The 21504-nt window shown below is 73.6% G+C and carries 16 protein-coding genes; 7 read left to right on the plus strand and 9 right to left on the minus strand.

What is annotated here, in order from left to right; all coding sequences use genetic code 11:
* Positions 1-32 precede the first annotated feature (32 nt).
* Entirely contained in the window at positions 33-1463 is a 1431-nt protein-coding gene (locus ACH4PU_RS22710; protein WP_398274897.1) for an FGGY family carbohydrate kinase, read from the plus strand.
* A gap of 4 nt (positions 1464-1467) precedes the next feature.
* Here the strand turns inward: ACH4PU_RS22710 and ACH4PU_RS22715 are convergent, their stop codons facing one another.
* The 4 genes from ACH4PU_RS22715 to ACH4PU_RS22730 all read right to left on the minus strand — a co-directional run bounded on the left by ACH4PU_RS22715 (position 1468) and on the right by ACH4PU_RS22730 (position 7569).
* A complete protein-coding gene (locus ACH4PU_RS22715) occupies positions 1468-2610 on the minus strand; it encodes an RNA polymerase sigma factor (RefSeq protein ID WP_398274900.1) in 1143 nt (380 codons plus the stop codon).
* Positions 2611-2855: 245 nt separating this feature from the next.
* Positions 2856-4766, minus strand: a complete 1911-nt coding sequence (dnaG, locus tag ACH4PU_RS22720; protein ID WP_398274903.1) for a DNA primase — start codon at positions 4764-4766, stop codon at positions 2856-2858.
* A gap of 62 nt (positions 4767-4828) precedes the next feature.
* Complete coding sequence (locus tag ACH4PU_RS22725) at positions 4829-6091, minus strand: NAD(P)/FAD-dependent oxidoreductase (protein ID WP_398274906.1); 1263 nt, start codon at positions 6089-6091, stop codon at positions 4829-4831.
* Positions 6092-6240: 149 nt separating this feature from the next.
* Positions 6241-7569, minus strand: a complete 1329-nt coding sequence (locus ACH4PU_RS22730; protein WP_398274909.1) for a deoxyguanosinetriphosphate triphosphohydrolase — start codon at positions 7567-7569, stop codon at positions 6241-6243.
* 165 nt (positions 7570-7734) lie between these two features.
* Between ACH4PU_RS22730 and ACH4PU_RS22735 the strand changes: the two genes are divergently transcribed.
* The gene (locus tag ACH4PU_RS22735; RefSeq protein WP_398274912.1) at positions 7735-8424 is read left to right on the plus strand and encodes a vancomycin high temperature exclusion protein; all 690 of its coding nucleotides are present in this window, start codon (positions 7735-7737) and stop codon (positions 8422-8424) included.
* 115 nt (positions 8425-8539) lie between these two features.
* On the opposite strand, the gene ACH4PU_RS22740 is transcribed toward ACH4PU_RS22735, so the two are convergent.
* Positions 8540-9469 carry a trypsin-like serine peptidase gene (locus tag ACH4PU_RS22740; RefSeq protein WP_398274915.1) on the minus strand — a complete coding sequence of 310 codons (930 nt, stop codon included), beginning with the start codon at positions 9467-9469 and terminating at the stop codon, positions 8540-8542.
* 255 nt (positions 9470-9724) lie between these two features.
* On the minus strand, positions 9725-10510 hold the full coding sequence (locus ACH4PU_RS22745) for a TSUP family transporter (protein WP_398274918.1): 786 nt from the start codon (positions 10508-10510) through the stop codon (positions 9725-9727).
* A gap of 162 nt (positions 10511-10672) precedes the next feature.
* On the opposite strand from ACH4PU_RS22745, the gene ACH4PU_RS22750 reads away from it, so the two are divergent.
* The gene (locus ACH4PU_RS22750) at positions 10673-11608 is read left to right on the plus strand and encodes an oxidoreductase (RefSeq protein ID WP_398274921.1); all 936 of its coding nucleotides are present in this window, start codon (positions 10673-10675) and stop codon (positions 11606-11608) included.
* A gap of 214 nt (positions 11609-11822) precedes the next feature.
* Here the strand turns inward: ACH4PU_RS22750 and ACH4PU_RS22755 are convergent, their stop codons facing one another.
* Complete coding sequence (locus tag ACH4PU_RS22755; RefSeq protein ID WP_398274924.1) at positions 11823-13703, minus strand: APC family permease; 1881 nt, start codon at positions 13701-13703, stop codon at positions 11823-11825.
* 234 nt (positions 13704-13937) lie between these two features.
* Here ACH4PU_RS22755 and ACH4PU_RS22760 point away from each other — a divergent pair, with 234 nt between their 5' ends.
* Positions 13938-14513 carry a hypothetical protein gene (locus ACH4PU_RS22760; protein WP_398274927.1) on the plus strand — a complete coding sequence of 192 codons (576 nt, stop codon included), beginning with the start codon at positions 13938-13940 and terminating at the stop codon, positions 14511-14513.
* A gap of 144 nt (positions 14514-14657) precedes the next feature.
* On the opposite strand, the gene ACH4PU_RS22765 is transcribed toward ACH4PU_RS22760, so the two are convergent.
* Entirely contained in the window at positions 14658-16679 is a 2022-nt protein-coding gene (locus ACH4PU_RS22765; RefSeq protein WP_398274930.1) for a glycosyltransferase family 2 protein, read from the minus strand.
* A gap of 370 nt (positions 16680-17049) precedes the next feature.
* Between ACH4PU_RS22765 and ACH4PU_RS22770 the strand changes: the two genes are divergently transcribed.
* From ACH4PU_RS22770 to ACH4PU_RS22780, 3 genes are read left to right on the plus strand one after another with little or no spacing between them, the layout of a single operon-like run.
* Positions 17050-18309, plus strand: a complete 1260-nt coding sequence (locus tag ACH4PU_RS22770) for an ABC transporter substrate-binding protein (RefSeq protein WP_398274933.1) — start codon at positions 17050-17052, stop codon at positions 18307-18309.
* Positions 18310-19251 (plus strand): carbohydrate ABC transporter permease, encoded by a 942-nt coding sequence (locus ACH4PU_RS22775; RefSeq protein ID WP_398274936.1) that lies wholly within the window; start codon positions 18310-18312, stop codon positions 19249-19251. It abuts the gene before it with no gap.
* 46 nt (positions 19252-19297) lie between these two features.
* On the plus strand, positions 19298-20134 hold the full coding sequence (locus tag ACH4PU_RS22780; protein WP_398275287.1) for a carbohydrate ABC transporter permease: 837 nt from the start codon (positions 19298-19300) through the stop codon (positions 20132-20134).
* Positions 20135-20156: 22 nt separating this feature from the next.
* Here ACH4PU_RS22780 and ACH4PU_RS22785 read toward each other — a convergent pair whose 3' ends face one another.
* The gene (locus tag ACH4PU_RS22785; protein ID WP_398274941.1) at positions 20157-21179 is read right to left on the minus strand and encodes an ArsR/SmtB family transcription factor; all 1023 of its coding nucleotides are present in this window, start codon (positions 21177-21179) and stop codon (positions 20157-20159) included.
* Positions 21180-21504 lie beyond the last annotated feature (325 nt).

Genomic DNA, 21504 nt, shown 5'->3' on the forward strand with positions numbered 1-21504 from the left:
GCGGGCGGCCGCGGTTTGGCATCATCCTCCGCATGGGCATAGTCGCGGGGCTGGACAGTTCGACCGAGAGCACACGGATCGTCGTCTGCGACGCGGACACGGGCGCCGTGCTCCGGCAGGGGTACGCGCCGCACCCCCCGTCCGCCGCCGAGGGTGATCCCCAGGCGTGGCTGATCTCCCTCGGCGAGGCCGCCGCCGGCGGGCTGCTGGAGGGCGTCCAGGCCATCGGCGTCTCGGCACAGCAGCACGGGCTGCTCACGCTGGACGCCGGCGGGGTGCTCGTCCGCCCCGCGCTGCTGGGCAACGACAAGCGGGCCCAGCCCGCCGCCGCCGACCTCACCGACGCGCTGGGCGGCCGGGCCGCCTGGGCGGAGGCCGTCGGCACCGTCCCGCAATCCGCCATGGCGATCGCCAAGCTCCGCTGGCTGGCCCGGAACGAACCCGAGTCGGCCACCCGCACCGCCATGCTGCTCCAGCCGCACGAGTGGCTGGTGTGGCAGCTGCTGGGCCGCCCGGCGCGCCGGACCACGGACCGCGGGGCCGCCTCGGCCACCGGCTACTGGTCCGCCGCCACCGGCCAGTGGCGGCCCGACCTGGTCGAACTGGCGCTGGGCCACCCCGTCGCGCTCCCCGACGTCCTCGCGCCCGCCGAACCCGCCGGGCACACCCCCGAGGGCCTGCTGATCTCCGCCGGCACCGGCGAGACCATGGCCGCCGCCTTCGGCCTCGGCGTGGGCCCGGGCGACGCGGTGATCTCGCTGGGCGCCTCCGGCTCCGTCTTCGCCGTCCACCACCAGGCGCTGACCGACCCGTCCGGCACCATCACCTCGTTCGCCGACGCCACCGGCATGCAGCTGCCCGTCGTCCACACCCTTAACGCCGTCCGCGTGCTGCGCGGTACGGCCGAGCTGCTGGGCCTGGACCTGGCCGGGCTCTCGGAGCGGGCGCTGCTCTCGTCCTGGGGCTCGTACGGGCTGGTGATGCTGCCGTACCTGGAGGGTGAGCGCACCCCGCACCTGCCGCACACCGCCGGGACGCTGGCCGGGCTGCGGCGGGAGAGCATGAAGCCCGAGCACCTGGCGCGGGCCGCCTTCGAGGGGATGCTGTGCGGCCTCGCGGACGCGCTGGACGTGCTGCGCGGACGCGGCGTCGTCGTGCGCCGGGTGTTCCTGCTGGGCGCGGCGGCCGAGCTGCCGGCGGTGCAGGCGCTGGCTCCCGCCCTGTTCGGGGCGCAGGTCGTCGTGCCGCAGCCGGCCGACTACGCGGCCCTGGGCGCGGCCCGGCAGGCCGCCTGGGCGCTCGGGGTGCAGCACGGGATGCTGTCCCCGCAGGAGCCGCCGCGCTGGCCGCAGGGCGCCGGGCAGGCGTTCGAGCCGGGTGAGGAGCTGGCGTCGGGCCAGGCGGTGCGGCAGCAGTACGCGACGGTGCGCGAGCAGACGCATCCGGGGGCGTTCCAGCAGTAGCGCGTCAGTCGAGGTAGCCGCGCAGTTGGTCGGCGAAGGCGTGGTCCCGGAGCTTGTTGAGGGTCTTGGACTCGATCTGCCGGATCCGCTCCCGGGTGACGCCGAATATCCGGCCGATCTCCTCCAGTGTCCGCGGCCTGCCGTCCACCAGCCCGTAGCGCAGCTGCACCACCTTGCGCTCGCGCTCGCCCAGCGTGGACAGCACGGCCTCCAGGTGCTCGCGCAGCAGCAGGAAGGCGGCGGACTCGACGGGCGAGGCGGCGTCCCCGTCCTCGATGAGGTCGCCGAGCGCGACGTCGTCCTCCTCGCCCACGGGCGCGTGCAGTGACACCGGCTCCTGGGCGAGCCGCAGCACCTCGCTGACCCGCTCCTCGGAGAGGTCGAGGTACGCGGCGACCTCTTCTGCCGTCGGCTCGCTGCCGCGCTCCTGGAGCATGCGGCGCTGCACCCGGACCACCCGGTTGATCAGCTCGACGACGTGCACCGGGACGCGGATCGTCCGCGCCTGGTCGGCCAGGGCCCGGGACATGGCCTGGCGGATCCACCACGTCGCGTAGGTCGAGAACTTGTAGCCGCGCGCGTAGTCGAACTTCTCGACCGCCCTGATGAGACCGAGGTTGCCCTCCTGGACGAGGTCGAGCATGGTCAGGCCGCGCCCGATGTAGCGCTTGGCGACGGAGACGACGAGGCGCAGATTGGCCTCGATCAGGCGGCGCTTGGCCATCCGGCCCAGGACGACGAGGCGGTCGAGGTCGAGCGCCAGACAGGTGTCGAGGTCGGGGTCGTTCGACAGCTTCTCCTCGGCGAACAGCCCGGCCTCGACCCGGCGGGCCAGCTCCACCTCCTCGGCCGCGGTGAGCAGCGGGATCCGGCCGATCTCGCGGAGGTACTGGCGGAAGAGGTCCGAGGAGGGGCCGTTGCTCTCGGCGGCGCGGCGGTCGCGATCGCGGCCCCGGTTGCGCTCCGCGAGCGGCTCCGGCTCGTCGGCCAGGGTCTCGGGCGGTGGCGGTCCGGGCTGCCGCGGAACGGCCCCTACGGGGTCGGCCAGGGCCTCGGGGAGGGTAGGGGTCCGGGTCTGCACGGGGGCGACCTCCAGGGTGATCGCTGCGTTTGGCAGAGTCTCGGCCGCTGCGGCGGCGCCGCCCACCAGTGTGGGGCACGACGTGGCTCCGCCACGAGGGGCTTGCGACCACTTTCTGTGGTCGGGGGGTGACGCCCCGGTCCCGCCCTTTCACCGTTTCCTGGGGCTGCGCCCCAGACTCCTTGATCGCGGCTCCGCCGCTCGTCCTCAAACGCCGGACGGGCTGAAATCAGCCCGCCCGGGGGTGCGGGGGCGCAGCCCCCGCAAGAAACGGTGAAAGGGCGGGACCGGGGCACCCCCGCCCGTCAGGGCTACAGCGCGGCCGCGCCCCGCTCCTGCAACGCCTTCCCGTACTGCTGCAGCACCCACAACTCGTTCTGCACGGCAGCCAGATGATCCGGCGCGGATTGCGCACCGAGCCGCACCAGACTCCCCTGCACCTCCCGCACCCGCCGTTCCACGGCCCGCAGCCGCACCTGCACGAGCTGCTGTCCGGCGTAGACCTCGTCCACCGTCTTGGCGTGGATCGACTCGACGGCCAGTTCGGTGATCATCGAGCGGACGGTGTCGTCGGGGGCCACGTCCCGGACGCGGGTGAGGTAGTCGCCGTCGGCCAGGGCGACGCCGCCGGCCTGCTCGATCGCGCGGCGGACGACGGCGTAGGGCGGGGCGGTGAACTCGTCCTCGCCGTAGGCGTCGAAGGCGGGGGCGACCAGCTCGGGCCGCTGGAGGGCGAGCTTGAGGAGCTCGCGCTCGGTGCGGTGGGCGGGGCTGCGCAGGTTGAGGGCGGGCCCGCGCGGGCCCGGGGGCGCGGCCGGTCCGGCCGGCTGGACGGGGGCCGCCGCGCGGGGAGCCGTCCGGCCCCGGCCGCCGTCGCCGCGCGCGTCCCGCTCCCGCGCCCACCGCGCCAGCTGCCCCACCCGCATCACGACGAACTGCGTGTCGAGGATCCCCAGCAGTCCGGCCAGCCGCACGGCGTACTGGTGCCGGATGGAGCTGTCCTTGATGTGCGCGACGATCGGGGCGGCCTCCTCCAGGGCCGCCGCCTGGCCCTCGGGGGTGTCCACGTCGTGCCGGGCGACGACGGAGCGGAGGGCGAACTCGAAGAGGGGCGTGCTCTCCTCGATCAGCTGCCGGACCGCGTCGTCGCCCTTGTCGAGCCGGAGGTCGCAGGGGTCCATGCCGCCGGGCGAGACGGCGATGTTGGTGTGCGCGGCGAACTTCTGGTCGTCCTCGAAGGCGCGCAGGGCGGCCCGCTGCCCGGCCGCGTCCCCGTCGAAGGTGAAGATCACCTTGGCGCGGGAGTTGTCCATCAGCAGCCGGCGGAGGATCTTGACGTGCTCGCCGCCGAAGGCGGTGCCGCAGGTGGCGATGGCGGTGGTGACGCCGGCCATATGGCAGGCCATCACGTCGGTGTAGCCCTCGACGACGACCGCGCGGTTGCCCTTGGCGATGTCCTTCTTGGCGAGGTCGATGCCGTAGAGGACGTGGGACTTGCGGTAGATCGGCGTCTCGGGGGTGTTGAGGTACTTGGGGCCGTTGTCGTCGTCGCGGAGCTTGCGGGCGCCGAAGCCGACGACGTCGCCGGTGATGTCGCGGATGGGCCACATCAGCCGGCCGCGGAAGCGGTCGATGGGGCCACGCCGGCCGTCCTGGGAGAGGCCGGAGAGGATCAGCTCCTTGTCGGTGAAGCCGCGGCCGCGCAGGAACCGGGTGAGGTGGTCCCAGCCGGCCGGGCTGTAGCCGACGCCGAAGTGCTGCGCCGCCGCCTGGTCGAAGCCGCGGCCGGCCAGGAAGGCCCGGCCGATCTCGGCCTCGGCGCCGTCGAGCTGCTCGGCGTAGAACTTCGCCGCGACCTTGTGCGCCTCGACCAGCCGGGTGCGCTCGCCCTGCTGGCGGCCGGGCGTGTAGCCGCCCTCCTCGTAGCGCAGGGTGATGCCGGCCTGGGCGGCGAGCCGCTCGATGGTCTCGGTGAACGACAGGTGGTCGACCTTCATCACGAAGTCGACCGTGTCCCCGCCCTCCTGGCAGCCGAAGCAGTGGTACAGCCCCTTGGACGGGCTGACGTGGAAGGACGGGGACTTCTCGTCGTGGAACGGGCAGAGGCCCTTGAGGTTGCCGCCGCCGGCGTTGCGCAGCTGGAGGTATTCGGACACGACGGCGTCGATCGGGACGGCGTCCCGGACCGCCTTCACATCGTCATCGTTGATCCTGCCTGCCACGCGTGAAGTCTACTGGCGGCCACCGACACGCCCGGCCCGCGGTCCCCGGGATCAGGGGATTCTCAGGGAACCAGCGAGTCCAGCGGCACCCCGGGGTCCGCCAGCGCCTCGGGGTCCGGGCGGGCACCGGCCCGGATGAGCCGCTGGACGGACTCCGTGACGTCCCACACATTGACGTTCATCCCCGCCAGCACCCGGCCCTCCCGCAGCCAGAAGGCGATGAACTCCCGCTTGCCGACGTCCCCGCGGCACACCACCTGGTCGTAGGAGCCGGGCGGCGCGTAGCCCGAGTACTCCATGCCGACGTCGTACTGGTCGGAGAAGAAGTAGGGGACCCGGTCGTAGACGACCGGCCGGCCCAGCATGGCGCGGGCCGCCGCCGGGCCGCTGTGCAGGGCGTTGGCCCAGTGCTCGACGCGGAGCCGGCCCGTGCCGTCCGGGCGGCCGATCGCGGCGACGTCGCCCGCGGCGAAGACCTCCGGGTCGGAGGTGCGCAGCGAGGCGTCGACCGCGATGCCGCCGCCGTCCGCGCGGTCGACGAGGGCGAGCCCGGCGGCCTCGGCGAGGGCGGTGCGCGGGGCCGCGCCGATGGCGGCGAGGACGCTGTGCGCGGGGTGCTCCTCCCCGTCGTCGGTGTGCACGGCGAGCACCATGCCGTCCTGGCCGGTGATCTCGGTGAGGCGGGCGCCGAAGTGGAAGCGGACGCCGTGCTCGGCGTGCAGGTCGGTGAAGACCTGCCCGAGCTCGGGGCCGAGGACCCGGTGCAGCGGGGTGGGGTCGGGCTCGACGACGGTCACCTCGGCGCCGTAGCCGCGGGCGGCGGCGGCCACCTCCAGGCCGATCCAGCCGGCGCCGGCGATGACGAGGTGGCCGTTGTCCCGGCCGAGGGAGGCGAGGACGCCGCGCAGCCGCTCGGCGTGGGCGAGGCGGCGCAGGTGGTGGACGCCGGCCAGGCCGGTGCCGGGGATGTCGAGGCGGCGCGGCTCGGCGCCGGTGGCGAGCAGCAGCCGGTCGTAGTGGACGCACGTGCCGTCGCCCAGCCGGACCGTGCGGGCGGCGCGGTCGAGGTGGACGGCGGGCAGGCCGAGGTGGAGCTCGATGTCGGCGCGGGCGTACCAGGCGGGTTCGTGGACGAAGACGCTGTCCCGCTCGTCCTTCCCGATCAGGTACCCCTTGGAGAGCGGCGGGCGCTCGTAGGGGTGGTCGCGTTCGTCGCTGATGAGGATCACCCGCCCGGTGAAACCCTCCGCGCGGAGGGTCTCGGCCGCCTTCGCGCCGGCGAGCCCCCCTCCGACGATGACGAACGTCTGGTTCGCGTCCACCACTTGCTGCCTCCTCGCTCGATGTGCCACTTCGAGTCCCCGGTGCGTGCGCCGGAACGGCCAGTGCGAGCGTCCCGCACGCGGCGGGCCGCCGGAAGAGGGCCGCGCCGGGGACCGTCCGCGGCCCGGACCCTCGGATCCCCGCCCCGGGATCAGCCGGCGGACGGCGGACGGCCCCCGGTGAGCCGGGCGTGCAGGGTGCGCGCCGAGGCGTCGGTGAGGGCCGCGATCTGGTCGACGACGGCGCGCAGCCGGCCGGCGTCGTCGGCCGCGGCCGTGTACAGGGAGCGGAACTGCGGGTCGAGGCCGTCGGGCGCCCGGGAGACCAGCGCCTCCGCCAGCTCGGCGATCACGATGCGCTGGTCGGCGCGGAGCTTCTCCTGGTCCTCGCGCTGGATGACGTACCGGTCGGCGACGGCCTTGAGGACGGCGCACTCCAGCCGGGTGCCGTGCGGGACGACGAGGGCGGCGCGGTGGCGGGTGAGCCGGCCGGGACCCCACGCCTCCCGGGTGGCGGTCTCGGCCGCGAGGCAGAACCGGCCGATGAGCTGGCTGGTGGCGTCCTTGAGACGGGCCTGGGCGACGGCCGAGCCGTCGTAGCCGTGCGGCCACCACTCCTGGTCGAGCAGCCGGTCCAGGGCCTCGGCCAGCTCCTCGGGGTCCGCGCCGGGGGCGTAGCGGCGGGCGGCGACGGCGAAGATCTCGCGCCGCTCGGGCTCGGCGGTCAGGACGTTGGGGTCGAGGTGGCCGGCGTGCAGCCCGTCCTCGACGTCGTGGACGGAGTAGGCGACGTCGTCGGCCCAGTCCATGACCTGGGCCTCGAAGCTCCTGCGGTGCGGGGGCGCGCCCTGCCGCAGCCAGTGGAAGACCGGCAGGTCGTCGGGGTAGACCCCGAACTTGGTGGAGGTGGGGTCGGTGGGGTGGCCGGCGCGCGGCCAGGGGTACTTGGTGGCGGCGTCGAGCGCGGCCCGGGTGAGGTTGAGGCCGACGCTGGCCGGTTCGCCGGTCTCGGGGTCGGTGGTGAAGCGCTTGGGCTCCAGCCGGGTCAGCAGCCGCAGCGACTGTGCGTTGCCCTCGAACCCGCCGCAGGGAGCGGCGACTTCGTCGAGCGCCTGTTCGCCGTTGTGCCCGAACGGCGGGTGGCCGAGGTCGTGCGCGAGGCAGGCGGTCTCGACGAGGTCGGGGTCGCAGCCGAGGGCGGCACCCAGCTCCCGGCCGACCTGGGCGCACTCCAGGGAGTGGGTGAGCCGGGTGCGCGGGCTGGCGTCCCAGACCTGCCCGCTGACGCCGGGGGTGACGACCTGTGTCTTCCCGGCGAGCCGGCGCAGCGCGGCGGAGTGCAGGACGCGGGCGCGGTCGCGCTGGAAGGCGGTGCGGCCCGGCCGTTTGTCGGGCTCGGTGACCCAGCGCTCCAGGTCCGGGGCGTCGTAGCCGTCGAGGGCGGGCGCTGCGCTGCGGGCGGTTGCTGCTGAGCCGTTCATACCCCCGACGGTAGTCCCCGGGTCTGACAAGGGCATGGGGTCTCCCGGCCCGTTCCGGTCGGTCCGGGGACCCGTAGGGCCCGCCCGTACCCCGTCCGGCCTGCGCGTCAGGGGAACCGCGGCGGCCCGCGCGGCGTTCCTTACTGTCCGGAGGGGGAGGCGAACATGAGTGTGAAAAAGTGGCCGCGTCGCCGGCTGCCCGCCACCCGCAAGGGCAGGCGCCGGGCCGTCCAGGCGGTGATGGCGGCCTGTGTGCTGGCCCTGCTGCCCGTCACCTGGGTGCACGCCGCCGCCGATGCCCGGCTGCGGCGGGTCGAGGACGTGCCGTCGGCGCCGGTGGCCGTCGTGTTCGGCGCGGGCCTGTGGCAGGGCAAGCCGTCCCCGTACCTGGCGCACCGGCTCGACACCGCGATCGACCTGTACCGCGCGGGCAAGGTCCGCGTCGTCCTGGTCACCGGCGACAACGGCCGCCGGGAGTACGACGAGCCGGACGCCATGCGCGCCTACCTCCACGAGCACGGCGTCCCCGACGACCGCGTGGTCGCCGACTACGCCGGCTTCGACACCTGGGACTCCTGCACCCGCGCCCGCCGCGTCTTCGGGGTGCGCAAGGCGGTGCTGGTCACCCAGGACTTCCACATCCGGCGGGCGGTGGCGCTGTGCGACGCGGCCGGGATCGACGTGTACGGAGTGGGCGTGGCGGCCAAGCGCGACCGCACCTGGTACGCGGCGGGCGCCCGGGAGATCCTGGCGGCCGGGAAGGCGGCGGTGGAGGCGGCGGTACGGCCGGGGCCGAGGTTCCTGGGCCCGCGCGAGCCGGGGGTGGACCGGGCGCTGGAGGCGGCGGGGCGGTGATCCGCGGGCGGGGCCGCCACCGGTCGGACCCGCCCGCGCCGACCGCGCGTTCCCGTCGCCGCTCGGCGTCCGGCGGCCTCGCCTCCGGGCTCGCGGACCCGCGCCGCCCCCGGCGCTACCGCTTGGGCTCCCGGCCGTTTATGGCGTCGACGTAGAGCCGGAAGATCTCGTCGTCGTTCAGGGGGCTGTACGACACCTGCGACGCGCGGTCGCCGTCCGGGCCGCCGCCGTTGAGCCCGCCCAGGACGCCGACCAGGTCGCCGGTCCGCGTCCGCTCGTTGAAGTGGACCAGCCAGGGGCTGCCGGAGGTGCCGGAGAAGAAGCCGTCGCACCGCATCTTCAGCTGGTTGTGGTTCTCCAGCCTGCTCGTCAGGGCGGTGCAGCGGATGGCCTCGTCGGCGGGGTCGTCGTCCGCGCTGGGGTAGCCGATGACGGTCACCCGGTTGACGTAGCCGGGGGTACGGGCCAGCCGGTTGGCGCCGGTGACCTGCTCGATCTGACGTCCCTTCGCGTCGGGCCGGACGGTGGCGAAGGCGAAGTCCAGGTCGGAGCCCTCACCGGTGTCGGTGCGTCTGGGGTCGGTGAAGGTCCGGTCCACCGTCCACACGCCGTACGGCTGCTCCTTGGCGCCCGCCTGATAGTCCGGCACGAACGCGGCGTCCTCGCCGATCGAGCAGTGCCCGGCCGTGACCAGCAGGTTCCCCTTGGGGCTGTGGACGACGCTGGCCGTGCAGTGATGGCTCTTCATGTCCTCGCCGGTGTAGAAGAGGACGCCCACCGAGGGCACTCCGCCGAAGTGCCGTGCGCTGCCGGTGATGCGCTGCGCCGCGCTCCGGGCGTCGGCGTCCGCCGCGTCGTCGGACGCCGTCCCGGCGGACGGGGCGGTGGCCTCCGGGCCCCAGAACCGCCGCGCCTGCTCGCTGGTCCAGCTGCGGTCCTTCCCGTGGCCGCCGGCCTGCGGGACGGCCGCCGCCAGCACGACGACATAGAGTCCCGCCAGCGTGGCCCGGCCCCATCGGGCCCGGCTCCACCGGGGAAAACGCACAGGCACCCCCACCACGTTCGGAAGGTCGTTCACAGGCTAACCGCACCGTCCGGCGCGTACGGCCGCCGGACGGTTTTCCGTACCGTCGGACGACCGACGATCCGGTGTATGAACAGCGTACGAATGATCGTCAACCATTCACCACATCCGGTGCGGGAAGTCTCGTCCCGCCCGCCCCGATCACACGAACGGCGTCCGCCCTGCCCGGCCCACCGGTCGTACCCGGCCTACGCGGCTCACCGGTCGTCATCCGGCCTATCCGGCCCACTGGTCGTAACCGAGCTTGGCGAGCAGCCCCAGCACCACCACGACCAGGACCACGCGCACGAACCCGCTCCCCCGCTTCAGGGCCATCCGGGCGCCCAGCGTCCCGCCCGCCAGGTTGAAGACGGCCATCGGCAGGGCCACCGACCACAGCACCGCGCCCTGGAGCGAGAAGGTGACCAGGGCGCCGATGTTGGTGCAGACATTGACGATTTTCGCCGTGCCGGAGGCGGCCACCAGGTCCATGTGGAGGATCCCGGCCAGCGCGAGGACGAGGAAGGTGCCGGTGCCGGGGCCGATCAGGCCGTCGTAGAAGCCGATGCCCAGGCCGGCGACGAGGATCGCCGTCCACACCCGCCGCCGGCTCACCGGCCCGCCGGCCGCCGCGACGGCGCCGAAGCCCGGCCGCAGCAGGACGAAGGCCAGGACCGCGACCAGGATCACCATGATCAGCGGTCGGAGCAGGGCGCTGTCGATGCCGGCGGCGAACACCGCCCCGGCCAGCGAGCCGCCGAGCGCGGCGAGTCCGGTACGGAAGGCGGTGCGCAGGTCGAGGGGGGCGCGGCGGGCGTACGAGACCGCGGCGGCGGCGGTGCCCCAGATGGCGACGGCCTTGTTGGTGCCCAGCATGTGCGCGGGCGCGGCGTGCGGCAGGCCGACCAGCAGCGCGGGGAGTTGGAGCAGGCCGCCGCCGCCCACGACGGCGTCGATCCAGCCGGCGGTGGCCGCGGCGAGGCAGAGCAGCAGCAGGGTGGTCAGGGATATGTCGTGGGTCACCACGGGATCGTACGGGCGGCCGGCGCGCCAACTCCTGTCCCCGGCCCGCCCGCTGTCCCGATACCGGCCGTGCGCGGGCCGTTGTCGGTGCCGTCCCCTAGGCTGGGCGCGACAGGTGACGGTCACCCCTGATGTGCCTGGTGGGACAGGGCGGAGGAGCACATGACGAACGGCTGGACGCTCGACGACATGCCCGACCAGAAGGGCCGGACGGCCGTCGTGACCGGCGCCAACAGCGGCATCGGGTACGTCACCTCGCGGGAGCTGGCCCGGCGCGGCGCCCGCGTGGTGCTGGCCTGCCGGGACGAGACGCGCGGCAGAGCCGCCGAGGACCTGCTGCGGCAGCAGGTGCCCGGCGCGGACGTCCGCCTGGCCCGGCTCGACCTCGCCGACCTGGCGTCGGTGCGCTCCTTCGCCGCGGAACTGCCCGAGGAACGGATCGACCTGCTGATCGACAACGCCGGGGTGATGGCCCTGCCGCGGCGGCGCACGGTCGACGGCTTCGAGATGCAGTTCGGCACCAACCACCTGGGGCACTTCGCGCTGACCGGGCTGCTGCTTCCGCGGATGCGGGACGCCGGGTACGGCGCCCGGGTGATCGTCGTCTCCAGCTTCATGCACGTCCTGGGCACGGTCGACCCGCGCGACCCGCAGCTCGACCGGGGCTACCGCCGGTGGGCCGCCTACGCCCGCTCCAAGAGCGCCAACCTCCTCTTCGTCCACGAACTCGCCCGCCGCCTCGCCGCCGACGGCTCCCCCCTCGTCGCCGCGGCGGCCCACCCCGGCTTGGCGGCGACCGGCCTCCAGACGGCCGCGGTACGGCTGGAGGGCCGGCAGCGCACCGAGCGCGTCGTGGCCGGTGCGACGCGGCTGGTCGCGCAGAGCGCGGAGCAGGGCGCGCTGCCGACGCTGTACGCCGCGACGGCGGAGGGGGTCGGGCAGGACGATTTCATCGGTCCCGGCGGCCTGTTGATGCGGGGGGCGCCCGCGCGGTCGGCGCGTGCTCCGTGGACGCGGGACGATGTGGCATCGGCGGGGTTGTGGGGGTTGTCGGAGCGGTTGACGGGGGTGCGGTACGGGTGGCCGGCGGGGGTGTGATGCCCCGGTCCCTCCCCTTCGCCGCTTCCTGGGGCTACGCCCCAGACCCCCTTTTCGCGGCTTCGCCGCTCGTCCTCAAACGCCGGACGGGCTGAATATCAGCCCGTCCGGCGTTTGAGGACAGCGCGCGCGGCGCGGTTTCGGGGGGCTGGGGGCTCGGTCCCCAGGAATCGGCGAAGGGGAGGGACCGGGGCACAGTCCGCCGCGGGCGGCCTCAGCCCACCCGGAACCGCAGCCGGCAGATCACCGCGTCCGTATCCCGCCGCACCGCGTGCGCGACCACCGCCCCCCGCTGGTTCTGCAGCAACCGCTGCCAGAGCCGGGCGGGTTCCACCTCCGGGATCAGGACGATGACCCGGTTGTCGGGGTGACGGTCGGCGACCTCCTGAACGTAGTCGACGATAGGGCGCCCCAGCGCCCGGTCCCGGGCGGGGAGTTCGACGAGCTCGACACCCGGACTCCACAGCTCCCAGTCGCGCCGCAGCGATTCGACGGCACGCCGCCCCTCCGCGTCGGGCGGAGCGACGGTGACGGCGACGACCTCGTCGCCGAGGGAGACGGCGGCGGTCAGCGCCTTGCTGGTGAGGCGCGAGAGGGAGGAGACGGGCACGACGACGACGGAGTGGCAGCGGCGGGGCGGTTCCGGCACCCGGCCCAGTGCCAGCCGGTCGCCGATCCGGGCGTACGTGCGGTGGACCGCCTCGAAGGCCAGCACCATCAGGGGGAGCGCGAGGACGATGAGCCAGGCGCCCTCGGTGAACTTCGTGGCGGTGACGACGACCGCCGACACCCCGGTGAGCAGCGCGCCGAAACCGTTCAGCACGGCCTTGCCGCGCCACCCGGACGACCGTTCCAGACGCCAGTGCCGGACCATCCCGACCTGGCAGACGGTGAAGCCGACGAACACACCGATCGCGAACAGCGGCACGAGCGTGTTGACGTCGCCGCCGGAGAAGACCAGCAGCAGGGCCGAGACGGCGGCCAGCGCGAGGACGCCGTGCCGGTGCACCTGGCGGTCGGCCTTGAGGGCGAAGACGTGGGGCAGGTAGTTGTCCCGGGCGAGGAGGCTCATCAGGACGGGCAGCCCGCCGAAGGAGGTGTTGGCGGCCAGCGCCAGCAGCACGACCGTCGCGAACTGCACGACGTAGAAGGCCCAGTTGTGGCCGAGCGAGGCGTCCGCCAGCTGGGCGAGGACGGTGACGCCCTCCACCGGCTGGAGGTGGAAGCGGCCGATGAGCACGGACAGTCCGATGAGCATCGCGCCCAGCAGCGCGCCGAGCGCGACCTCCGTGCGCTGGGCGCGGCGGGCCCGCGGTGCGCGGAAGGAGGGGACGGCGTTGGCCACGGCCTCGACGCCGGTGAGGGCGGAGCAGCCGGCGGCGAACGCCTTGAGCAGCAGCAGGGCGCCGACCGTGGTCGCGTCGGAGCTCAGCGCGGACGCGTGTCCGGCGGCGGCCTCGGTGCTCGCGGGCGCGTCCCGGAACAGCCCGACGACGATCATGGCGAGGATCGAGCCGACGAAGACGGCGGTCGGGACGATGAACGCCTTCGCCGACTCCGCGATGCCCCGCAGGTTCACCCCGGTGACCAGCACCAGGACGCCGAGGCAGATCCACAGCCGGTCGGCGTGGAGGGCGGGGAAGGCCGAGGTCAGGGCGGCGACGCCGGCGGTGACGGAGACCGCCACGTTCAGGACGTAATCCAGGACCAGTGAGGCGGCGGTGACGAGGGAGGTGCGGCGGCCGAGGTGGCGCTTGGCCACGGCGTACGACCCGCCGCCGTCCGGGAAGGCGGCGATGACCTGCCGGTAGGAGGCGACGAGCACGGCGAGCAGGGCCGCGATGGCGAGGGTGACGGGCAGGGTGCAGCCCAGTCCGTGGGCACCGGCCGCGGCCAGCACCAGGACGATCGACTCGGGGCCGTACGCGACGGAGGCCATCGCGTCGAGCGACAGGGCGGCCAGGCCCTGGAGGGCGGTGAGCCGGTGCCGCTCCCCTTGCTGGTCCTCCCGGAGGTCCTCGTGCCCGGCCTTGGTATCCGGCGGTTCCTCGCCGGTCCCGTCGGGCCGTTCTTCCGTGTGGGCCGGCGTGGACATCGCTGTTCGTACCTCCGTGACGTGGGAGGCTCAGCCTGCGGCGGAGGCGACCGAAAGACACTGGTCCTTGGCGGTCTCTTGGCGCCTTCCGTTGCCATCTTGGCGCTTCTTTAACGGAAGTTGACCGATGCTCTATCAAGAGGGCGTCAGGAGGCCGTCAGGTTCGGACACGTTTCCGTCAGCTTGGCGTCAACGGGCGCGGGATCGTCGGGCGGACGGCCCTAACCTCACGCCATGGGACGGCGACCGACGGTAAGGACGCGCAGACACGGCCCCCGCTCCGGGCGCCCCACCGCCACGGCCACCGACGGCGTACTCGCCCGGGACCGCCACTGGCGGCGCGAGGCCCGCGAGGCGTGGTGCTGGGGGACGGCGCTCGGCGGCCTCCTCACCCTCGTCGACCTGCTGCGCGGCGAACTCGACGCGGTACGGGCCTGCTGCTGGGCCACGCTCGGCACGGCCCTGGTGGCGGTCCTGCGGCCGCCCCGCGTCACCGCCGGCGACGGCTGGCTGGCCTCCCGCGGCCTGTTCCGGGAGCGGCGGGTACGGACGGACCTGCTCACCCGGGTACGGCGGCTGGACGGCGTCGCGCCCCGGCTCGTCCTCCGGGACGTGGGCGGGGGGCGGGTGGAGCTGGACCCGCGGGTACTGCGGATGAACCCCTTGCTGTGGCATCAGGTGGAGACCGGGGCCCGGCGCGCTCTGGAACGGGGGTTGCTGCGGGAGGGCGCGCCGGTGCTCGCGGCTCTGGCGAGCCGGATCGATGGGGAGGGGGTGCGGGGTGTGCTCCGGGCGTCGGGGCTGGAGTGAGGGTGCCCCGGTCCCGCCCTTTCCCCAGCTACCGCTGGGAGGTGTGCCCCCAGTTCCCTGGGGCTGCGCGCCTCGGGGGGTGCGGGGGCTCTCCCCCGCAAGAAACGGTGAAAGGGCGGGACCGGGGCACCCACCCCCAAGCGGCTACCGCCGCTTCAAGCGGCCCCGCACCCCCTTCAACAGCTCCACCCTCCCCACCCGCACCACCAACACATCCCGCCCTTCAACAACCTTCGCGTACCAGGGCAACCCGAACCGCTGCCACTTCGCCGCCACCAACCGCCCCTGCGGCGGAACGGGAACCACCCACTCCCCGGCCCCGGCCGAAAGCCGCAGCTCGAAGCGCCACTCCCCCGGCGAGGCCGCGCAGTCGTGCCGCACGGAGAAAGCCCCGTCCGGACCCACCACCACGGGCACCGACCGCACGGCGCCGCCGGAAACCTCGGTGGCCCGCAGCGCCAACGCCCCGGCCGGCCAGCCGGAAAGGGTGCAGCGGCCGGTCACGGAAAGGGTGGCCGGGCCCTCCGAGGCCCACACGGCCCCGTCCACGGCCAGGTGCGGCAGGACGCGATGCCGCGTCTCCCCCACGTCGAGCGAGAGGTTCCCGTACGGCTTGGTGGTGAAGAGGGCCGCCGCCGTCCCCTCACCCGTCACCACCGTCACCGTCTCGGAGGTGACCGTCTCCGCGCGCCGGCTGCCGAGGCGCGCTTCCTTCCCGACGCCCCGGGCGTCGACCGCGAGGGTGAAGTCCCACAGGCCCGGGCCCAGCGGTGCCCCGCCGGCCGCCGTGGCGAGGTCCACGGTCACGTCGAAGCCCGCGTCGGAGTAGCGGAACTGCCCGCCGTCCTCGTCCGCGCCCAGGTCCGGGGTGGGGACGCGCCGCACGGGGAGGCGGTGTTCGACGGCGCTGCCGCGCTTGCGCAGGAGCAGTTCGACAGCGGTCTCGCCGGCTATTCGGTGCACGTACGCGTGCCCGGCCAGCCGCAGCGTGCCGCCCTCCAGCTCGGCGGTCTCCAGGAAGTGGCGGACGCGCAGTTCGGAGGTGATGTCGTAGCAGTCGTCGGGGATGTTGAGCGTGGAGTCGCGGAAGTAGGGGTACTCCGCGTACGCGCGGCCGTCCTCGGTGAGGATGTCGGGGCCCTGGGCGGCGGAGGCGGCGAGCGTGGTGATGCCGTAGCTTGCGGCGCCCCGGTCGAGTTCCCAGCGGACGACGGTGAGGAGCTCGTCGAGGAGGCCCTCGCGGATGAGGTGGCAGCGCAGCCGGACCATGGCGGGCAGCCGGGCGGCCAGGCCCTCGTGGTAGTACGGCTCGATCAGCTCGCCGAGCTCCTTGAGGAGCGCGTCCTGGGTGTCGCGGTAGGGCTCGCGGCAGAGCTGGAGGACGGCGTCGCGCAGTTCGACGGCGAAGTGACGGTGCATCAGGACGTCACGGCGGTCGCCGGGTTCGGTGTGCCGGGCGACCAGCTCCGTCATCATCCGGAACAGGTCCATGCGCATCCGGGTGCCGTGCGGCTGCGCGGTGATGTTGTTGCCGTCCTCACGGGCCACCCAGTACAGGCAGTCGTAGTCGGCGACGACGGAGATCGCCGCGGCCTCCAGGTAGGCGGTCGCGGTGAACGGCTGGTCCTCGCCGATCGACAGGCCGGTCTCGAAGCGCAGCCCGAGCCGGTCGATCAGCTCGCGCCGGAAGAGCTTCATCGGGTTGAGCGTCCAGTAGACGCGGGACGAGAACACGTCGGTCTTCGGCTGGTTCCGGCCGAACATGGAGGTGGGCGCGCGGCGGCCGCCCTCCCCGACGATCCGGCCGAGGACGACGTCGGAGCCGTTCTTGTCGGCGGCGGTGACCATGCGCTCCAGGGCCTCCGGCCCGAGGTGGTCGTCGGCGTCCAGGAAGAAGACGTGGCGGCCGGTGGCCCGGTCCAGGCCGAGGTTGCGCGGTCCCGCGGGGCCGCCGGAGTTCGGCTGGTGGATCACGCGCATGCACGGCGCGCCGGCCGCGAGCCGGTCCAGCTCGGCGGCGGTGCCGTCGGTGGACCCGTCGTCCACGACGATCAGCTCGATCCGGTCGGCCCCCAGGGTCTGGTCGAGCACGGACGTGACACTGCGGGTCACGTACGGCATGGCGTTGTACGCGGCGATGATGACCGTGACGTCCGGGCCGGGCATGGGTGCGCGCTCCGTTCCTGCGGTCGGGGCGTGGCTCCCGGCCGGGTGGGCTGGTCGGTGCCGGCCGGGTCCCCGGCACGGGCCATTTCAAGGGTATACGAGGGTGATATCCCGAACTACTGTCCGAAAATCGACCGGCCCGGGGCGTGACCCGGGCGTTCCCGGTGGCCGGAACGATCGACATGCCGGTGCAACACCCCTGTCGTGATCGCGCCGCATCGTTGATCGTTGACCTGTCGGGCCACCACCCGGGCCCGCACACCGGAAGGCCGGCGGAGCCGCTCGTTGATCTGTAAGGCCACGGAGGGCGGCCGGACCACCGGCCGTGCACGCACTGCCGAAGCACGAAGCACCCAAGGGGGACAGCACCATGCCGATCACCCGTAGACGACTCCTCGCCGCCGGCGGCGGTCTCGCGCTCGCCGGCGCGGCCGCCGCCGCGTGCGGCTCCAACACCGGCCGCGGGGGCGGCGGTTCGGGCGGCGGCCTGTCGCACTGGTACCACCAGTACGGGGAGGCGGGCACCGAACAGGCCGTCCGGCGCTACGCCGCCGCGTACAAGAAGACCCGGGTCTCCGTCCAGTGGCGGCCGGGCAACTACGACCAGCAGACCGCCGCCGCCCTGCTCTCCGGCTCCGGCCCGGACGTGTTCGAGGTCAACGGCCCGACCCTCGACCAGATCCTCGGCGGGCAGGTCGTCGATCTCACCGACCTCCTCAAGGACGTCAAGGACGACTTCCAGCAGGCCGTCCTGGCGCCCAAGACGCACGGCGGCCGGATCTGGGGCATCCCCCAGACCGTCGACGCCCAGCTCCTCTACTACCGCAGGAGCCTGCTCGACAAGGCGGGCGTCCGGCCGCCGCGCTCGCTCGACGAGCTGGTGGACGCCGCCCGCCGGCTCACCGACCGGCGGACCAAGGGCCTCTTCCTCGGCAACGACGGCGGCGCGGGCGTCCTCGGCGCGACCCCGCTGTACGCCGCCGGCCTCTCGCCCGTCACCGCCGACGGCAAGGTGGGCTTCGACGACCCGGCCGCCGCCCGAACCCTGGCCAAGATCCGCCGGCTGTACGAGGACAAGTCGCTGCTGCTGGGCGCGCCCGCCGACTGGTCCGATCCGTCCGCCTTCGTCCAGGGCCTCACGGCCATGCAGTGGTCCGGGCTCTGGGCGCTGCCGCAGATCACCAAGGCGCTCGGCGACGACGTGGGGGTGCTGCCGTTCCCCGCCGACGGCCCGGCGGGCAGGCCGGCCGTGCCGGTCGGGGCGTACGCGGCGGCGGTCAGCGCGCGGAGCGACAGGAAGGAGGAGGCCAAGGAGTACGTCCGCTGGCTGTGGGTCGAACAGACCGCATTCCAGCAAGACTTCGCCCTCTCCTACGGCCTGCACCTCCCGGCCCGGACCTCCCTCGCCCGGAAGGCGGACCGGCTCCGGCAGGGGCCGGCCGCGGAGGCGTCCCGGTTCGCGGCCGAGCACGGTCACGCCGACCCGCTGCTGTGGACGGTCGCGAGCAAGGTGGCCTACCAGGACGCGCTGAGCCGGATCATCAAGGACGGTGCCGATCCGGAGGGGCAGCTGAAGGCGGTGGTGCGGACGACGGAGGCCGAGCTCGCCCGCGTCCGGAAGAGGTCCTGAATGCCGTCGGCCGTCCTCCGGCCACCCAAGCCGAAGGCCACCCGCCGGCAGCGGAACCGTACCCTCTGGTTCTGGGTCTTCGTCGGCCCCTTCGCCGCCGGGCTCGCCCTGTTCACCTACGTCCCGCTCGGCTGGAGCGTCGTCCTCAGCTTCTTCGACGCGCACAACACGGTCACCCCCCGCGACTTCACCGGCCTCGACAACTACCGCCGCATCCTGTCCGATCCGGAGTTCCGCTCCTCGCTGACCACCTTCGCCGTCTTCTCCGCGATCATCGTTCCCGCCACGTTCGCGCTCTCCCTCGCCCTGGCGCTGGCGGTCAACCGGCTGCGGTGGGCGCGGGCGTTCTTCCGCTCGGTCTTCTTCCTGCCGACCGCCTGCTCCTACGTGGTCGCCGCCCTCGTCTGGAAGATGTCGATCTTCAACGGGGTGCGCTTCGGGCTGGCCAACACCGTGCTCGGCTGGTTCGGCGCCGAGCCCGTCGCCTGGCTGGCGACCACCCATCCGCCCTGGTACTGGCTGGTCATCGGCACGGTACGGCTCTGGCTCCAGACCGGTTTCTACATGATCCTGTTCCTGGCCGGGCTGCAGCGCATCCCCATCGGGCTGTACGAGGCGGCGGCGCTCGACGGGGCGCGCCCCGGCTGGCAGACGTTCCGGTACATCACGTTCCCCGCGCTGCGCGCCACCTCGGTGGCGGTGGCGCTGCTGCTGGTCATCAACGCCTTCCAGGCGTTCGACGAGTTCTTCAACCTGCTGTCGGACGCGCGCGGCTACCCGCCGTACGCCCGGCCGCCGTTGGTCTACCTGTACTACACCGCGCTCGGCCAGGGGCAGGACCTGGGTCTGGGCAGCGCGGGGGCGGTCGTGCTGGCGCTGGTGATCGCGGTGGTCACGGTCGTCCAGGCGCGCTGGTCCGGCCTCGGCCGGAGGGAGGAGTGACACCATGCCCAAGTCCCGTGAGCACCACGAGCACCGCGCGAACCCCGTGCACGACGCCCTCGTCCGCGCCGGCCGCGCGCTGCGGCTGACGCTGCTGATCGCGCTGGCCGCGCTGTTCCTGGTCCCGTTCTACCTGCTGCTGCGGAACGGGCTCGCCGCGGAGAGCGACATCACCGCCCCCGACTGGACCTTCTTCCCCCGCGCGCTGCACTGGTCGAACGTCCGGGAGCTGTTCGACGACCCGAACGTGCCGATGGCGCACGCGCTGCTCAACTCCACGCTGATCGCGGTCGCCACGACCGCCGGCACCCTCGTCCTCGCCTCCCTCGCGGGGTACGGCCTGGCCCGCATCCCGTACCGGCACGCGAACGCCGTCTTCTACGCGATCCTGGGCACCCTGATGGTCCCGGCGGCCGTCACCTTCGTGCCCTCGTTCGTGCTGGTGTCGTCGCTGGGCTGGGTCTCCACCCTGCGCGGCCTGATCGTGCCCACCCTGTTCAGCGCCTTCGCCTGCTTCGTCTTCCGGCAGTACTTCCTGGGGTTCCCACGGGAGTTGGAGGACGCGGCCCAGGTGGACGGGCTGGGGTACTGGCGGACGTACTGGCGCGTCGTCGTCCCCAACTCGCGGCCGGTCTTCGCCGCCGTCGGCACGATCGTCTTCATCGGCGCCTGGAACGCGTTCCTGTGGCCGCTGGTCATCGGCCAGGACCGGGACGCGTGGACGGTCCAGGTGGCGCTGTCGACGCTGAACAACGCGCAGACGGTCAATCTGCACGAGCTGTTCGTGGCGGCGGCCGTCTCGATCGTGCCGCTGCTGGTGGTGTTCCTGTTCCTCCAGCGGTACATCGTGGCGGGAGTGGAGCGCTCGGGAATCGACGACTGAGAGCGCGGCCGGCAGGCCCCGCTCAGACGGCCCAGGGCGACCGCTCCTTGAACGCCGGCCGGTCCCGGTGGGCCTGCGGCCGGTGGCCGCCGCGCAGCAGGGCCGCGCCCAGCGGGGTGAGGGTGTGGAGCACGGCGCTGCCGTGCCGCAGCGTGAGCACCAGGCCGGCCTCGCGCAGGACGCCCGCGTGCTGGCTGGCCGAGGCCGCCGACACCCCGACGCGGCGGGCGAGTTCGCTGGTGGTGCAGCCGCCGCCGATGGAGCCCAGCACCGCCGACCGGGTCTGCCCCACCAGCTTGCCCAGCGAGCGCGGCGCGTCCTGCACCGGAGGCGCGGACTCCGCGCAGTGCCGCGCCGGGTAGACGAGGACCGGCGTCAGGTCCGGGTTCCGCAGGGTGACGGGGTTGCCGCGGCAGAAGAAGGACGGCACCAGCAGCAGGCCCCGCCCGTTCAGGCGCAGGTCGCGGTCGACCGGGTAGTCGCACTCCAGCACCGGCGCGTGCCAGCGCATGGTGGGCGGCAGCGAGGACAGCAGCGCGTCCGCCCCGCCGTCGAGGAGGGCCCGGCCGCGTACGGCGCGGTCGGCCTCGATGCGCGCCTGGATGTGCGCCCAGTACGGCGCGATGGCCGCCTCGTGGTAGTCGTGCAGGGCGGTGATCAGCTTGCCGAACGCCCGGGCGTCGCCCTCGGCCAGCGATCGTATCCAAGCCGGCAGGGTGCGGACCGTGGGCAGCCGGCCCAGCTCGTCGTGGATCCGTTCGGCCGGAGTCGCGCGCAGCGCCTCGACGCCGGTCTCCAGTCCGAGTACGCCTTCGGCCGGTGTCAGGAAGTCCGGGAAATAGCCCCGGGGCGGAACCAGCGGGGCCAGCAACCGAGTTTCACTATTCAACCGAGTGCGGGTTTCGGTGCGCCAATCGCCGTAGATCGACTCGCCTTGTTTGTCCCGCAACCGGTGCAGACTCAATACGGTTTCCCAGAGCACGTCCGGGTCTCCGGCCAGGCGCAACCGGGCCAGATCGAGTCCAGTGAAATGGACACGCAGCACCAAACCCCCACATGAGACATCCGCCGTCACCCCCCGCCCACTGAGTATGCACACCGATACGTGCTGTTACCACGCCCTTTTGGCCACAGTTGAAAGGACTCGCGGCGAACACCCCTGGAGCGAAATGCTATTCACGCACTCAGGGCCGCCCCAGCTCGTTCCCGTGGGGGGTGGCGAGCGAAAAAGCGGTCGCTGAGTATGCGCGTTGCCGCCCGAGCCGATGCGGGCGGCAACAACTCCCGGTGGGGGAGTAAACGAGGGGCGGCGCTCCCGCACGAGCGCCGCCCCTCCGCCGTGCCGCGGGGTCCGGGGCGGCCGCCCGGGA

The sequence above is a fragment of the Streptomyces sp. NPDC021100 genome (assembly GCF_044333095.1).
Classification (GTDB): Bacteria; Actinomycetota; Actinomycetes; order Streptomycetales; family Streptomycetaceae; genus Streptomyces.